The 14,858-nt window shown below is 69.1% G+C and carries 12 protein-coding genes; 10 read left to right on the forward strand and 2 right to left on the reverse strand.

All coding sequences use genetic code 11. The features are described from left to right. The first annotated feature begins 15 nt into the window (after positions 1-15). From ACWFRF_RS16125 to ACWFRF_RS16145, 5 genes are all read left to right on the forward strand, one after another. Positions 16-4,320 (forward strand): amino acid adenylation domain-containing protein, encoded by a 4,305-nt coding sequence (locus tag ACWFRF_RS16125; protein WP_452450646.1) that lies wholly within the window; start codon positions 16-18, stop codon positions 4,318-4,320. Continuing rightward, a complete protein-coding gene (locus ACWFRF_RS16130; protein WP_452450647.1) occupies positions 4,317-4,994 on the forward strand; it encodes a DUF6875 domain-containing protein in 678 nt (225 codons plus the stop codon). The genes ACWFRF_RS16125 and ACWFRF_RS16130 overlap by 4 nt, the downstream gene beginning before the upstream one ends. Positions 4,995-5,050: 56 nt before the next feature. Further along, positions 5,051-6,016, forward strand: a complete 966-nt coding sequence (locus tag ACWFRF_RS16135; protein WP_452450649.1) for an alpha/beta hydrolase — start codon at positions 5,051-5,053, stop codon at positions 6,014-6,016. 35 nt (positions 6,017-6,051) lie between these two features. After that, complete coding sequence (locus ACWFRF_RS16140; protein ID WP_452450651.1) at positions 6,052-6,384, forward strand: TfoX/Sxy family protein; 333 nt, start codon at positions 6,052-6,054, stop codon at positions 6,382-6,384. Positions 6,385-6,462: 78 nt separating this feature from the next. After that, positions 6,463-6,921 carry a VOC family protein gene (locus tag ACWFRF_RS16145; protein WP_452450652.1) on the forward strand — a complete coding sequence of 153 codons (459 nt, stop codon included), beginning with the start codon at positions 6,463-6,465 and terminating at the stop codon, positions 6,919-6,921. A gap of 55 nt (positions 6,922-6,976) precedes the next feature. Here ACWFRF_RS16145 and ACWFRF_RS16150 read toward each other — a convergent pair whose 3' ends face one another. Then, entirely contained in the window at positions 6,977-7,405 is a 429-nt protein-coding gene (locus tag ACWFRF_RS16150) for a hypothetical protein (protein ID WP_378632770.1), read from the reverse strand. A 177-nt stretch (positions 7,406-7,582) separates the two neighbouring features. On the opposite strand from ACWFRF_RS16150, the gene ACWFRF_RS16155 reads away from it, so the two are divergent. After that, positions 7,583-7,804: a hypothetical protein gene (locus ACWFRF_RS16155; RefSeq protein WP_378632772.1), complete on the forward strand. Its 222-nt coding sequence runs from the start codon at positions 7,583-7,585 to the stop codon at positions 7,802-7,804. A 145-nt stretch (positions 7,805-7,949) separates the two neighbouring features. Next, on the forward strand, positions 7,950-10,547 hold the full coding sequence (locus ACWFRF_RS16160) for a LuxR C-terminal-related transcriptional regulator (protein ID WP_452450654.1): 2,598 nt from the start codon (positions 7,950-7,952) through the stop codon (positions 10,545-10,547). A 2-nt stretch (positions 10,548-10,549) separates the two neighbouring features. Here ACWFRF_RS16160 and ACWFRF_RS16165 read toward each other — a convergent pair whose 3' ends face one another. Next, positions 10,550-11,167 (reverse strand): TetR/AcrR family transcriptional regulator, encoded by a 618-nt coding sequence (locus ACWFRF_RS16165; protein WP_378704287.1) that lies wholly within the window; start codon positions 11,165-11,167, stop codon positions 10,550-10,552. 115 nt (positions 11,168-11,282) lie between these two features. Here ACWFRF_RS16165 and ACWFRF_RS16170 point away from each other — a divergent pair, with 115 nt between their 5' ends. From ACWFRF_RS16170 to ACWFRF_RS16180, 3 genes are read left to right on the forward strand one after another with little or no spacing between them, the layout of a single operon-like run. Continuing rightward, positions 11,283-12,656: a flavin-containing monooxygenase gene (locus ACWFRF_RS16170; protein WP_452450656.1), complete on the forward strand. Its 1,374-nt coding sequence runs from the start codon at positions 11,283-11,285 to the stop codon at positions 12,654-12,656. After that, a complete protein-coding gene (locus tag ACWFRF_RS16175; protein ID WP_452450658.1) occupies positions 12,653-13,801 on the forward strand; it encodes a serine hydrolase domain-containing protein in 1,149 nt (382 codons plus the stop codon). Before ACWFRF_RS16170 ends, ACWFRF_RS16175 begins: the two co-directional genes overlap by 4 nt. Before the next feature lie 2 nt (positions 13,802-13,803). Next, on the forward strand, positions 13,804-14,847 hold the full coding sequence (locus ACWFRF_RS16180; protein WP_452450978.1) for an NAD(P)-dependent alcohol dehydrogenase: 1,044 nt from the start codon (positions 13,804-13,806) through the stop codon (positions 14,845-14,847). Positions 14,848-14,858 lie beyond the last annotated feature (11 nt).

Consider the following 14,858-nt stretch of genomic DNA (forward strand, 5'->3'; position numbering starts at 1 on the left):
GCGGTAGATGCCGTGATGGCGGCAGAAGCTGTGCCGATTCCCTTGTCTCCCGGGCAATTACGCTGGTGGGTAGCTCATCAGCTCGCACCCGGTGTGCCCGCCACGATCGCCCTGTATCTGGATCTGCGTGGGCCACTGGACATCGCGCGCCTGCGCACCGCGATCCGCTCGGCGGCGGTGCGGCTGCAGTCACCGCATGTGCGCATACGGCTCGTCGACGGCACACCGCACCAACTCCTCGACCCGGCCATCTTCGGCGAACTCACCGAGGTCGATCTCACCGCTGCTGCGAAGGGGCCGCCGGGTGGCGGTGTGGATCATGGTGCGGCGGTGGTCGAAGCGCTGTCGCGGATGGAGGCGGATCGACGGGCCCGGCTGGATCTGTGCACGGACGCGATCACTGTCGCGACGCTGTACCGGGTGGGACCCGAGCGGTGTTTTCTCTACCTACGCAGTCATCATCTGGTGCTCGATGGTGTCGGTGCGGCGGCGCTGCTCCGGTTGGCTGCCGAAAGCTATTCGCAGGAAAGAGATCTCGACCGGGCCGAGGTGTTGTCGATCGAGGACCTGGTCGAGGCGGATCGGGTCTATCGGCATTCCTCTCGCGCGGTGGCGGATCGGGCGTTCTGGGCGAAAGAGACTGCGGGGCTGCCGGATCCGATCGGGATGGCCGGTGTCGCCGCGCCCGCGTCGGCCTGTCCGCACCGGGTGTCGGCCTGCCTCGACGAGCGCACCGCGAATCTGCTGGCCGTCGCGCGCCGGCGCTACGCGGCCAGCTTTCCGGAGCTGACCGCCGCTGCCTTCGCCGCGTTCCTCGCCAGAATGTCGGGCTCCGATCAGATCGTCCTCTCGCTGCCCGTGGCCGCTCGGCCCACCGCTGCCCTACGACGCTCGGCTGGGTCGGTCTCCAATGTCGTGCCCTTGCGGCTGCGCGACCTCGGTACGGCGACAGTCGAAGAACTGATCGATCAGGTGCGCCTGCGGGTGATCGGGGCCCTGCGTCACCAGTGCTACCGCTATGAGGACATTCAACGCGACCGTGGCGAAACACACTTGGCCCGAGGCGGATTCGGCCCCGTGATCAATCTCCTCGGTTTCACCGCTCCGCTGACCCTCGGTGCGGCTGACGGCCGGGCCCACCTGCTGAGCCTCGGCCCCGTCGAAGACCTCCTCGTCAACGGCTATCAACTCGGTCCCGACAACACCACCGCGACGATCGACTTCCAAGCCAACCCGGCCCGCTACGACGCCGCCACCCTGTCCTGGTACCACCGTCTGTTCCTCGACTGGTTCGCCACCTTCCTGGCGGCCGAACCCGCCCGGCAGATCCACGACCTGACTACTGAATTCACCACCCCGCGCCCTTCGCGATCCCCCGCCGAGGACGCAGCCGTGAAACCAGGCGACAGCGAGGATGCGGGTGACCTCGCGCAACGACCGCTGCTCCGGCCTGCTGCGGAATCGGTCCCGATCCTCTCGCACCGGGCCGTCTGCGCGGCAACGACTTCGACGTTGCCGGAACTGTTCGGCGGATTCGAGGGGGCAGACACCGTCGCGGTGGTGGACGGTGGCCGCTCGATGACCTATCGGGAGCTCGGCGAGTCGGCGGCGCGGTGGGCCAGGGTACTCATCGCGTGTGGGGCCACGTCGGGGAGTCCGGTACTGACCGCGATTCCGAGGTCGCTCGAGTCGGTGCTGGCAGTGCGCGCGATCGCGGCGGCCGGTGCCTGTCTGACACCGATCGATGTGGGTGATCCGGGTGAGCGGGTCGCCCGGATCATCGCCGGATCCGGTGCGGTGCTGGGGTTGACGACACGGGCTGCTCGCCCCGGGCGATCCGGCGATTCCGCCGGGGTCACCTGGCTGCTGCTCGATGACGCGGAAACCCTGGCCCACGTGGCCGATCAGCGATCGGACCCGGTCACCGACGCGGATCGTCGCGACCGGCTGACCTGCGCGCACCTCGCCTACCTGATCCATACTTCGGGGACAACCGGGGCGCCCAAAGGCGTCGCGGTGACGCATCGCGGCCTCGCTCCCTTGACCGGCCACCTGCTCGACCGCTACCGCACCACGCCGGATTCGGTAGTGCTGCACGCGCATTCACCCGCCTTCGACGCGCACCTGCTCGAACTCCTCGCCGCGTTCGCCGCGGGCGCGCGTCTGGTGATCGAACCGCCCACGGTGGTGGCGGGCGCGGAGCTGACCGGGCTGATCGCCCAGCATCGCGTCACACATCTGCTCACCACGCCCGCCGTGCTGGCGACACTGCGCCCCGCTGACGTGCCGAGTCTGGCGGTGGTGGTCGTCGGCGGCGAGGCCTGCCCGCCGGAACTGGTCGCCACCTGGGCATCCCGAGTCCGCTTGCACAACGGCTACGGCCCCACCGAGGCCACGGTGATGGCCACCCAATCGGCGCCCCTGGTAGCGGGGGAGCCCGTGACGATCGGCGCACCGCTACCGACAGTGGTCGCGCTGCTCCTGGATCCACGCCTGCGAGCTGTCCCCGCTGGTGCGCGGGCAGAGCTGTACCTCGGTGGACCGTGCGTAGCGCAGGGCTACCTCGGCGATCCCGCGACCACCGCGGCCCGTTTCGTGGCAGATCCCAGAGGCGGTGGCGAACGTGTCTACCGCACCGGCGATCTCGTCGGACCACGCGCCGGCGGCGGCTACGAATTCCTCGGCCGCATCGATTCCCAGCTGGCGGTCCGCGGCCGCCGCATCGAACCGGCCGAAGTCGAAGCAGCCCTGCTCACCGACCCTGCCATCGCCCACGCCGCAGTCGACATCGCCGACGCGGGCACCCCCGCCGCCCGTCTCATCGGCTACGTCGTCCCGACCCGAGCTTCCGTCCGCGCCGGTCCGCAGCACCCCTTCGCGCCGAACATCGCGGCCGACAGTGCCTCCGTCCCGGTCCGTGGCTCGGCCGATCTCTCCGCGTCGGGCACCGCAGCCGACGGTGCCTCGGTCCCGGTCCGTGGCTCGGCGGATCCCTCGGCGCCGGACGCCATCTTCGACAGTGCCTCGGCCCTGGCCCGCCGTGGGCCGGAACATGTGTTCTCCTCGGATATCACATTCGATGCCACCGCAACCCTCGCTCGTTTACGCACGGTCCTGCCCGCGGCCATGGTCCCCGCCGCGTTGGTCACCCTCGACCGCCTCCCACTGACAGCCAACGGCAAACTCGACCGCGCGGCACTTCCCACGCCGTCCTCCACTCCTTACCGATCGCCACAAACCCCGCTCCAACACCTGATCGCCACCACTTTCGCCACTGCCTGCCATCTCGACACGGTCGGCGCCGACGACGACTTCTTCGCGATCGGCGGCAATTCGCTGACCGGCGTGAGTGTTTCGGCGCAGCTGGCCCAGTCGACGGACACCCCGATCACGGTCCGCTGGCTCTACACCGCACCGACGGTCGCCGCCCTCGCCCACCGCATCGAGACCTACCGCGCCGACGCCGACCCGGGCGCCGACGCCCTCGCCACCGTGCTGCCCTTGCGCACCGGTGGAACCCGTCCACCGCTGTTCTGTGTCCACTCCGCCGTCCCGCTCGCCTGGTGCTACACCGGCCTGGCACGCCACATCACGGACCGTCCTGTGTACGGATTGCAGGCACCGACCTTGTCCGGGACACGGTCGGGCCAGGCCACATCAGGTGCGCACGTGACCGCGCGACCCGACGCCCTGACCGTCGACTTCCTCGCGAGGACCTACGCCACCGAGATCACCCGCCTGCAACCCGACGGCCCCCTCCACCTCCTCGGCTGGTCCCTCGGCGGCCAACTCGCCCACGCCACCGCCGTCCGGCTGCGCGCCGGAGGTCGCGACGTGGCCACCCTCGCCATGCTCGACAGTGTCGTCATCCCCGATCACGCCGACCCACCCCCGCGCCCCCGCATGCGCGACCTCCTCACCCACCTGCTCGGTGACGAACCCGACGACGCAGACGCCCTTCCCGACCTCTCGGCGGAGCAAGCCGCCGCCGAATTGGCCGCCGCCGGAGCAACTCTCGGGTCCGGACTCGCCGCTGCCCAGCTGACCCGACTGCACGAGGCCTACGCCGACGGTGTTCGTCTCTCACACGGCTACCGCCCCGACCGGTTCGACGGCGACCTCCTCTACTTCTGCGCCACCCAGGGCATGACCGCCTTCCTCGACGCCCAGATGTGGCGTCCTTTCGTCACGGGTCGTCTCATCGAACATCCGGTCGACACCACCCACGCCCAGCTCACCAACGCCGACGTCGTCGCCCACATCGGCCCGATCCTCGATCGCCACCTGCGTGCGGCCGAAACCGCGACAGCCACACCATGACCACCCTGCGCTCGACGACCGGCAGGCGCACCACCGCCACCTGGTGGTGCGTTTACGACGACCCCGTCCGCTGGTCCGCCGAACATCCTCGAACGGCGCCGTTGCTGGAGTGGTTCGCCGACACCCTGATGCGACCGGATCCCGCCCAGGGCAGGCCGGGCCCCGTCTGCCCGTTCGTCAAACCCGCTGCCGCACAACACACCCTGTGGATCGCCGAACTGGCCGACACCGGCTCGATCGCCGAGGCCGTCGACGATGCCTTCGACCTCTACCGCACCCTCGACCACACCCCGGCCGTCCTGACCGTCTTCCCCGACCTCGACGACACCACCCGCATCGACGCCGCCCACGCCACGCGAAAGAGTGACATCGTGCGCGCGGGCGCCATGCTCGGCCAGTTCTATCCCGGCTGCCCGGTGGCGGGCCTGTGGAATCGCGACTACCGCCCGCTGCACGCCCCGCTGCCGATGCTGGTGATCCGCCCGATGATGAACACCGATTTCCCGTTCCTCGTCGGCGAACCGCAATGGCTCTCGGCCTACCTCGCCCGGCACGCGCCCGGACTCCCGCGCAAGCTCCGTGCCGCGATTGCGGACCGGATGCACGTCCCCGACGCGGGACCCGCCTCGATCACCGGGCTGCGCGCGCATTTTCCGGATGAACACGCACAATAGGGACACGAACCGCCCAATGCCGGACATTAGCGGGGTCATGCGGCACACTACGTCGCATGCGTCGGCTTGTGTGCTGTCTGCTCGTCCTGCTCGGCTGTGGAATCGTCGTCTCGCCCGCGGCGTCGGCGGAATCGGGGATCCTCGATGTTCGCCCGCTCGGCGGCCGGCAATTCGAGGTGGTCGTGTATTCCGCGGCGATGAACCGCCCGATCACCCTCTGGATGTCGCATCCCGGGTCCGGTGCGCCCGCGCTGTATCTGCTGAATGCGGTCGACGGCGGCGAGGGCGGCGGGCCGTGGATGCGGCGCACCGATGTGGTCGACTTCTTCGCCGACAAGCCGGTGAACGTGATCGTCCCGATCGGTGGCCGCGCCAGCATGTACACCGACTGGCAGCGCGACGACGGTGCGCTGGGTCGCAACAAGTGGTCCACTTTCCTGACCGACGAACTTCCCCTGCTGCTCAACGATCGCTTCGGCATGACCGGCGCCAACGGCGTCGCGGGCCTGTCGATGTCGGCCACCTCGGCCTTGAACCTGGCGATCGCGGCGCCCGGCCTGTACCGCGCGGTCGGCGCCTTCAGCGGGTGCACGCAGACCAGCAATCCGCTCGCCGAGACGCTGGTCCGGTCCCAGCTGGCCACGTTCGGCGCCGACGCGACCAACATGTGGGGCGCCCCCGGCGACCCGGCGTGGGCGGCCAACGACCCGACCCTGCACGCCGACCGCCTGCGCGGCACCGCCATCTACCTGTCCTCGGGCAACGGCGCCCCCGGCCCGCACGAGGCGTTCAACGATCCGAGCATCGCGGGCAACGTCGGCGTCCTGCTCGACCGGCTGCTGGTCGGCGGCACCATGGAAGCCGTGGTCGGCAGTTGCTCGACCCCACTCGCGGGACGCCTGGCCCAGCTCGGCATCCCCGCCGACGTCCGCTTCCGCGCCGGGGGCACCCATGCCTGGCCGTACTGGCAGGACGACGTTCACGATTCCTGGCCGATGTTCGCCGCCGCCCTCGGCATCTGAGCCTTCTTGTCGGTGGCTCGGCGCACACTGAGTCGATGGCATACGACGAGGAACTCGCCGAGCGGATCCGGGAGATCGTCTACCCACGGCCCGATCTCGACGAGCGGAAGATGTTCGGCGGTCTCGCCTTCCTGATCGGCGGCAATATGGCCGTGGCCGCCAGCGGCAAGGGCGGGCTGCTGGTGCGGGTCGCCCCGGCCGAAGGCGATGCCCTGCTCGACGGATCGACGATCACGCCGATGGTGATGGGCGGGCGCGAACTGCACGGCTGGTTGCGCGTGGCCCCCGACGCGGTCGACGATGACACCGCACTGCGGGAATGGGTCGAACGCGGAGTGGGGTTCGCGCAGACCTTGCCGCGAAAATAAGTTCGGTGGATGTGCCGAAGGGCGGTGTGCGGCTCCGACCAGTGGGTGAAGCAAGCCACTCACCCCAAGGAGCACATCATGTCCGTCAACACATTCCTCTGGTTCGATGCCGATGCCGACGCCGAAGCGGCGGGCGAACTCTATGCCGCGACCGTCCCGAACTCGCGCGTCGTCGAGGTCACCCGCCAGGGCGACGGTTCGGCCTTCATCGTCACCCTCGACCTCGACGGCCAGGCTGTCACGCTGATGAACGGCGGCCCGGGCCACCCGCACAGCGATGCTGCCTCGCTGCAGGTGATCGTGGATACCCAGGACGAGATCGATCGGCTCTGGGAGGCGTTGACGAGTGGCGGCGGCGCGCCCGGCCCGTGTGGGTGGCTCACCGACCGCTTCGGGGTGTCCTGGCAGGTCGTCCCGGCGGTGCTGCCCAAGTTGATGGGTGGCGAGACCGATCGCGTCATCGCCGTCGGCACGGCGCTGCGCTCGATGTCCAAGCTCGACATCGCCGCCCTGCAACAGGCCTACGACCAGGCCTGAACGCGCGAACGGCCGCCGCGGGGAGAGGTTCGCGGCGGCCGTCGTCGCGGGTGGGCTAGCCGGCCGAGCCCGACAGCAGCCCACCCAGATCAGCGGACCCGGTACTGGTGCCACCGCCGGGGTTGGTCGGCTTCGGGGCGACGGTGATCGTGACGGTCTTCGAGCTGATGAGCTCCTGCACCGCCTTGATCTCGTGCGCGCCGGTGGTCTTCGGCGTCCAGGTGATGGTGGCCTTGCCGTCGGCCACCGAGACCGGCTCGCCGATCTGGGTGCCGTTGTCGGTGAAGGTCACCTTGAACAGGAACGAGGTGGCCGTGACATCGGCGGTCACGGTGTAGGCGGTATCCACATAGTGCGTGCTGCCGCTCACCGCGATCCCCTGCACGAGCGCGGATGCCTGGGGTGCTGCCAGCACGGCGGCCGCGGCCACCGCGGTGAATGCCGTGAGTCCGAAACCGGCACGCCGCGCCTGGTAGATCTTCATGATGTTCTCCTGTTCGCGCTGATGTTGAGCGCGACATTAGCCACCGGAGCGGGACCGCGTCCCGGAAACTGAAATAACCATGTTTAAAAATGTTTCGGCCGGTGACGTCGCAGGTGGCGACCGAATTCACCCGGAGCGGATGAGGCGCCCTCGGCGACCGGCCGCGACGCTGGAACCATGTCGACGTCCGGCCCGCTGCGCTATCAGTTCGTCATCGAGGGCGAGCTGTCCGAGCGTGTCCTCGCGGCCTTCCCCGAGCTGCGCCCCAGCTCGCATTCGCCCACCGGAACCACCACCCTCTTCGGTCTGGTCGCCGACAGTACGGCCATGCGTGGCGTGATGGCCCGCATCGACACCCTCGGCCTCACGCTGCTGAGTATGTCCCAGTTGCCCGACTGAGCATCCGCCGACGAGTCGACGTCGATCTGATAACGAGCGCCCTCACTTCCCCTCGCCAGCAACCGCGCAGCCGCTGATTCGCCTACCGTCGATCTCGGCGGAGGTCGGCCGCCGCGCGGTGAACAGCGTGTTCAGGAGGGTGAAGATGGCTTCGTCGTCGGGTTCTCTGGACTTTCACGGTGGCGGCTCGGTGATAGCTGTGTCGGGTCGGCCCGCCGGTCTTCCCGCGCTGTCCTTCGCCCCGGTTCGATGCAACGAGGCGTTCGCCCGCCTGGATCGGGCGCAGGCCGGCGCCGGGCAGACGGTGCTGCTGTGCGGGCCCGCGGGCAGTGGGAAGACCGTCGTGCTGGTCGACTGGGTGCGTCGGCGGTGCTCGGCACGCGTCGCGTGGTCGACCGTCGCCGAACAGCACGGATCCGATCTGCTGACCGACATCGCCCGAACACTCGAGCCGATCGCGGATTTCGTACCGACCGGGATGCTGCACACGCCGATGGACCGCGCCGTGGACCTCGTCGCCGCGCTGACCGGCGTCGAGCCGACCGTGCTGGTGATCGACAACGCCCACCTGCTCACCGACCCGCTGCAACTCGCCGGCCTCGAATACCTGCTCACACACCTGCCCGGCCAGGTCACCGCGGTGATCGCGAGCCGATTCGACCCGCCGCTGCGGTGGCACGCCCTCGACCTGGCAGGCAGGCTCACCCGGATCGGCGTGCCCGAACTCGCGTTGTCCCCGGATCGGGTCGCTCAACTGCTCGCCCAGCACGGGTGCCGGCTCGACGACGCCGAACTCGCCGTGGTCCAGAACCTGACCCGTGGCTGGGCCGCGCTGGTGCGCATCGCGGCGATCTGCCTGTCGGCCGGCGGCACCGACCGCGACACCGCCCTCGCCGCGCTGGCCCGCCCCTCACACGCCGTCGCCGACTTCCTGGTCGCCGAACTGCTCGCCGCCCTGCCCGCGCCCACGCTCGAATTCCTGCTCGCCACCGCGGTTCCCGAGCAATTCTGCCTGCCGATGGCCGAGGATCTGGTCGGTGACGACGCCGCCCGCATCCTCGACGAACTGCTGCGCGCGAACTTCCCGCTGCACACCGTCGCCCACGCGGGCGAACTCTGGCACACCTACCATCCGCTCCTGCGCGCCTACCTGCTCGCCGAGGCCGCGTACACCAGGCCGGAGCGCCTGCCCGACTGTCATCGCCGGGTGGCGGCTTGGTTCACCGCGGCCGCGATGCCGGGGCCCGCGCTCGGGCATGTCCTGGCCGAGCCCGGCACCCCCGGGCTGGTGCCCTTCCTGCGTGACTGGGGGTTGCGCATGGTCTTGGACGGCACGGGTCACGCCCTGCTCGCCGCCCTCGAAAACCTGTCCGAACACGACACTTTCGTTCGCCTGCTGCGCGCGGCCGTCGCGGTGGAGTCGGGCGATATCGCCGCCGCGGAGGTCTATCTCGAAGCCGCCCATGTGGGCCCCGAATCGGCCGCGCCGGTGGTGCCCGCCGAGTGGGTGGCCGCTCTCGACCGCGCTGTGAGCGCGGGAGTGGCTGTCCTGGTGGGTGATTCGTCCTCGATGCGCTGGCCGCTGCCGCCGGTGACCGGTCAGCCCGACCTCGACTGCTATGCCGCGCTGCACTGCGGCATCGCCGAGATCTACGGGGGCGAGATCGACAGCGGCGCGGCGTCTGTGCGCCACGCGATCGTGCACTCCGAGCAGGCCGGACTGGGTCGCGTCGCGGTCCGTGCCAGAACCGCGACGGCCGGGGCGGCCGGGATGGCGGGCCGGCTCGGTGAATTACGCGCGCTGGCGATCCAGGCGATCGACTGCGCCGAACGCTACGAACTGGCAGGCTCGGCCGATGCCGCTCCGGCCAGGGTGCTCGCGGCCTATGGCGCCTACCAGCAGGGCGCGGATTTCGAGCGGCCGCTGCCGGGTCTGCCCTGGGTCGCGGCCGACGAGACCGTGGTGCCCGCGCCGGTGCGTCAGGTGGCGATCATGACCGGGGTGCTGATGTTCGCCGACGCCGCGGATCGGTCGGCCGCCGGGGTCGCACTCGCCAAGCAACTGCACCGCCTGCTCGACGAATCACCGACGCTGTACGGCACCGGTGAACTGGTCACCGACGTGCTGTGGCTGCTGCTGCGCGTGCAGGCCAGGGCCGACGCGCAGCAGTTGGTCGACCACGCGACGCGCGTGCTCGGCCGGACTCCCGAGATGGCTGTCGCCGAAGCGGGACTGGCGCTCTACGCCCATCGCCCGGCCGTCGTACTGACGGTGCTGGAACCCCTGCTCGCCACCCCGCGCTGTTCCTCGCGCTCGCTGGTCGCGGCGTGGCTGCTGGTCGCGGTCGCCGCCGACCGCCTCGATCGTCCCCGCAAGGTCGACGATGCCTGCGAACAGGCTCTCGCGCAGGCGGCGACCGAACAACTGACGCGCCCGTTTCTCGACGTGCCGGAGGCCGCCGAACTGCTCGCCCGGATCGGCGCGCGCTTCGGCCAGTACGCGGCGCTCGTGGACCGGATCCGTGCCCACCGCGGCGCCACCGCGGGCGCACCGCAGCTCACCGACACCGAACTGGTGGTGCTGCGCCAACTTCCCTCTGGCATGACCGCGGGCAATATCGCCACCGACCTCGGCGTCTCGGTGAACACCGTCAAAACGCACCTGCGCGGCATCTACCAGAAGCTCGCGGTGAACGTGCGCGCCGAAGCGATCGCCCAGGCTCGCGTGCTGGGCCTGCTCTGATCTCAGTCCGGCGCCTGGAGGGCCGGAAACCAGACATCGGTGAGCACCGCCGCGGCCTGCGTGGCCGAGACGTCGATGGTGCCCTGCATCGCCCAGCGGGTGAAGAACCGCTCGAGCTGGGCGACGAGCAGTTCGATCCGCAGCCGGGCCTCGTCGCGGCGGTGCTCGGGCCAGCGGGCGAGATAGGCGGGCATGGTGTCGGCCAGGGTCATGATGCCCTCGCGCGCCACCGCGCGGAATTCCGGTTCGAGCGCGGTGGCTTCGTCCCAGGCCGGGAGCATGTCCTTGTTCGTGAAGAACCAGTCGATCGCGCGAGTCATCCAGTCCGCGAACGACTCTCGGGAGCCGATGGTGAGTACCCGGTCCAGGTCGGCGTAGAAATCCCGGACGCTGGCGAGGGTGCCTTCCTGGGCGATGGCGCGCAGCACCTCGCCTTTGCTCGTGAAGTGCAGGTAGAAGGTCGCCCGGCTGCAGCCGACGGCGGCGGCGATGTCGTCGACGCGGACATCGGAGTAGCCCTGCGTCTCGAACAGGGTGCGTGCGGTCTCGACGATCCGGGCCTTCGTCAGGCGCTTCTGTTCCTCGCGGAGCGAGCCACGGCGGGCGGGTTCGGTCGTCATGAGGTCATCTTAGACGATCAGCCCATTCACTGGACATGATGTCTAGTGAGACGTTATCCTGTGGTCCACGTCACGGCGTGGTCATCGATGACCGAGGCCGCTGGAGGAGTTGTGCATGGATACACGCGAATTACCCAAGGTCTGCGTCATCGGCGCCGGACCTTCGGGTATCACCGCCGCCAAACGGCTTGCCGAGAACGGAATTCCGTTCGACTGCTACGAGGCGTCCGACGAGGTCGGTGGCAACTGGTACTTCAAGAATCCCAACGGCATGTCGGCGTGCTATCAGAGCCTGCACATCGATACCTCGAAGTATCGCCTGCAGTTCGAGGACTTGCCGGCCCCGGCGGATTGGCCGCACTTCCCGCATCACTCGCAGCTGCTGCAGTACTTCAAGGACTACGTCGACCACTTCGGCCTGCGCGACAGTATTCGGTTCAACAGCCTGGTCACCTCGGCCGAGCGTGACGACGCGGGCCTGTGGCGGGTCACGACAGCGGCGGGCGACACCGAAATCTACGACGCGCTGATCGTGTGCAACGGCCACCACTGGAACCCCCGATTCCCGGACTACCCCGGCGAATTCGACGGCGTGCTCATGCACAGCCACGCCTACAACGACCCGTTCGACCCGATCGACATGCGCGGCAAGCGGATCGTCGTGGTGGGCATGGGCAACTCCGGGCTCGATATCGCCTCGGAACTGTCCCAGCGATTCATCGCCTCGAAGCTGTTCGTCTCCGCCCGTCGCGGCGTGTGGGTGCTGCCCAAGTACGTCAACGGGCAAGTGGGCGACCGTGCGTCGATGCCCGCGTGGATTCCCGACAAGATCGCGCTCAAGCTCAAACAGCGCTTCGTGCGCAAGAACCGCGGCGAGATGTCGACCTATGGACTGCCGACGCCGGATCACGAGCCGTTCGAAGCGCATCCGTCGGCGAGTGAGGAATTCCTGCACCGGGCCGGCTGCGGTGACGTGGAGTGCAAGCCCGCGATCACCCGATTGGACGGCGACACCGTGTATTTCGCCGACGGCACCAGCGAGCAGGTCGACGTGATCGTGTGTGCCACCGGCTACCACATCAGTTTTCCGTTCTTCGCCGACGCCGAGTTGGTGCCCGATGCGGCCAATCGGTTCCCGCTGTACCAGATGATGATGAAGCCCGGCGTGGACAACCTGTTCTATCTCGGTCTGGCCCAGCCGATGCCGACGCTGGTGAACTTCGCCGAGCAGCAGAGCAAGCTGGTGGCGGCTTACCTGACCGGCCGCTATCACCTGCCCCCGCGCGAGCAGATCGACGAGGTGCTCGGCGCGCAGGAGGCCAAACGCGCCGGACGCTATTACGATTCGCCCCGCCACACCATCCAGACCGAATTCGAGCCGTACGTGCGCTCGATGACCAAGGAGCTGGAGCGCGGCGCGAAACGTGCCGCCGCCGCGGGCAATACGTTGCCGGTGCCCGCTCGGGTGACCGCCGAGGTGGCGCGATGAGCGCTTCTTCGGGTTTCTGTCGTGACGAATTCGCCGGTGTGCGTGCGGCCTTCGACGAACACCTCGCCTCCGGCGCCGAACTGGGCGCCGCCCTGTGCGTCACCGTCGACGGCGATCCGGTGCTCGATCTGTGGGGTGGCTACGCCGACCCGGAGCAGACCACCGCGTGGGCGGCCGACACCCTGGTCAACGTCTTCTCGGTCACCAAGACGATGACGGCGCTGTGTGCCCTGCTGCTGGTCGACCGTGGTGAACTAGATGTCGACCAGCGGGTGGCCCACTACTGGCCCGAATTCGCGGCGAACGGCAAGGCCGACATCGAAGTTCGGCACCTGCTCTCGCACACCTCCGGTGTCTCGGGCTGGGACAAGCCGATCGAGCTGTCCGACATCTACGACACCGATGCCGCCGCCGCCCGGCTGGCGACGCAGGCGCCCTGGTGGGAGCCGGGCACCGCCTCGGGCTATCACGCCATCAACTACGGCCATCTCGTCGGCGAACTCGTGCGCCGCATCACCGGTCGTTCACTGGGCACGTTCTTCGCCGACGAGCTGGCCGGGCCATTGGGCGCCGATTTCCACATCGGCACCGGTCCCGAGTACGCCGACCGGATCGCCACCCTGGTCCCGCCGGAGTTGCCGGACTTCGACCTGTCGATCCTCGACCAGGACAGCGTGCTGATCAAGACGCTCACCAGTCCCTGGCTCGAGGTCTCCGAAACCGCCACGCCGGCCTGGCGAGAGGCCGAGATCGGCGGCACCAACGGGCACGGCAACGCGCGCTCGGTGGCCCGCATCCAGTCGCTGATCGCCAACGGCGGCGAGCTGAGCGGCAGGCAGTTCCTCTCGCCCGCGACGATCGAGCTGATCTTCCGCGAGCAGGCCGACGGCATCGACCTGGCGCTGCTGGCTCCGCTGCGTTTCGGCATCGGCTACGGGCTGCCACGACCGGAGACCTTCCCGCACATCCCCGACGGGCGGGTCTGCTGGTGGGCCGGGTACGGCGGCTCGATGGTCGTCAACGACCTGGATCGCCGAATCACCTTCGCCTACACCATGAATCGCATGGCGACCGGACTGATCGGCTCCGATCGGTGCGACAGCTACCTGAAAGCCACTTTCGACGCAATTGGAGACGCCCGATGAGCATGCGTGCGATGCAGTTGACGGCGCCGGGCACCCTCGAATTACGTACGGTGCCCGTACCCGAACTCGGCCCCGGCGATCTGCTGCTGCGGGTCGGCGCGGCCGGGATCTGCCATTCGGATTCGTTCGTGCTGAGCCTGCCGTTCCCGATGAGCGAGAAGCCCTTGACGTTGGGCCACGAGATCGCGGGCACCATCGAGGCGGTCGGCTCGGGGGTGGAAGGTCGCAGCGTCGGCGAACGCGGGATCGTGTACCTGTGCTGGTCGTGCGGCGAATGCCGGGAGTGCCTGCGCGGCAACGAGAATGTCTGCCTGGCTGCCGGTCGCACCGCGATGCCGCCGTGCCCCGGCCTCGGCCCCGACGGTGGTATGGCCGAATACGTCCGCATCCCGGCGCGCTCGTTCGTGCCGATCGCCGACGAACTCGACTTCGCCCACGCCGCGCCTCTGGCCGACGCGGCCCTGACGCCGATGCACGCCATTCGCGGCGCCATGGACCAGCTGTGGCCCGGCGCCACCGCGGTCGCCATCGGGATCGGCGGACTGGGTCACGTGGCGGTGCAGTTGTTGAAGGCACTCACCGAAACCACCGTGATCGCCGTCGACGTGGACGCCGACAAGCTCGCCCTGGCCACCGAATGCGGCGCCGACATCGTGCTCAAGGCCGACGAGAACACCGCGGCCACGATCTTGGAGCTCACCGGCGGACGCGGTGCGGAGGCGGTGTTCGATTTCGTCGGCACCGACCCCACCGTCAAGGTCGCCGTCGAATCCGTAGCCCCCAACGGTGCTGTCCGGCTGGTGGGTCTCGGCGGCGGCGCCACCGGCATCGACTCGGGCCCGGCGGGCGGACCCGGTCTGCCCTGGGGTGCCACGGTACGAAAGTCCTACGGCGGCACCAGGTCCGACCTCATAGATTCTGTGGCCTTGGCCGCCGCGGGCAAGCTCCGCGCTCAGGTCGAGCGGTTCGACCTGGCCGATGCCCGCACCGCCTTCGACCGACTCGACTCCGGCGCGATCCGCGGCCGCGCCGTCCTCATTCCTTGATGGAGAAGAAC

It is taken from the genome of Nocardia sp. NPDC055165, from assembly GCF_053606985.1.

What these genes read in the sequence shown, in the direction of transcription:
- ACWFRF_RS16125 (WP_452450646.1), top strand. Translation starts at nt 16, where the DNA reads ATGGCGGCAGAAGCTGTGCCGATTCCCTTGTCTCCCGGGCAATTACGC.
- ACWFRF_RS16130 (WP_452450647.1), top strand. Translation starts at nt 4,317, where the DNA reads ATGACCACCCTGCGCTCGACGACCGGCAGGCGCACCACCGCCACCTGG.
- ACWFRF_RS16135 (WP_452450649.1), top strand. Translation starts at nt 5,051, where the DNA reads ATGCGTCGGCTTGTGTGCTGTCTGCTCGTCCTGCTCGGCTGTGGAATC.
- ACWFRF_RS16140 (WP_452450651.1), top strand. Translation starts at nt 6,052, where the DNA reads ATGGCATACGACGAGGAACTCGCCGAGCGGATCCGGGAGATCGTCTAC.
- ACWFRF_RS16145 (WP_452450652.1), top strand. Translation starts at nt 6,463, where the DNA reads ATGTCCGTCAACACATTCCTCTGGTTCGATGCCGATGCCGACGCCGAA.
- ACWFRF_RS16150 (WP_378632770.1), bottom strand. Translation starts at nt 7,405, where the DNA reads ATGAAGATCTACCAGGCGCGGCGTGCCGGTTTCGGACTCACGGCATTC.
- ACWFRF_RS16155 (WP_378632772.1), top strand. Translation starts at nt 7,583, where the DNA reads ATGTCGACGTCCGGCCCGCTGCGCTATCAGTTCGTCATCGAGGGCGAG.
- ACWFRF_RS16160 (WP_452450654.1), top strand. Translation starts at nt 7,950, where the DNA reads ATGGCTTCGTCGTCGGGTTCTCTGGACTTTCACGGTGGCGGCTCGGTG.
- ACWFRF_RS16165 (WP_378704287.1), bottom strand. Translation starts at nt 11,167, where the DNA reads ATGACGACCGAACCCGCCCGCCGTGGCTCGCTCCGCGAGGAACAGAAG.
- ACWFRF_RS16170 (WP_452450656.1), top strand. Translation starts at nt 11,283, where the DNA reads ATGGATACACGCGAATTACCCAAGGTCTGCGTCATCGGCGCCGGACCT.
- ACWFRF_RS16175 (WP_452450658.1), top strand. Translation starts at nt 12,653, where the DNA reads ATGAGCGCTTCTTCGGGTTTCTGTCGTGACGAATTCGCCGGTGTGCGT.
- ACWFRF_RS16180 (WP_452450978.1), top strand. Translation starts at nt 13,804, where the DNA reads ATGCGTGCGATGCAGTTGACGGCGCCGGGCACCCTCGAATTACGTACG.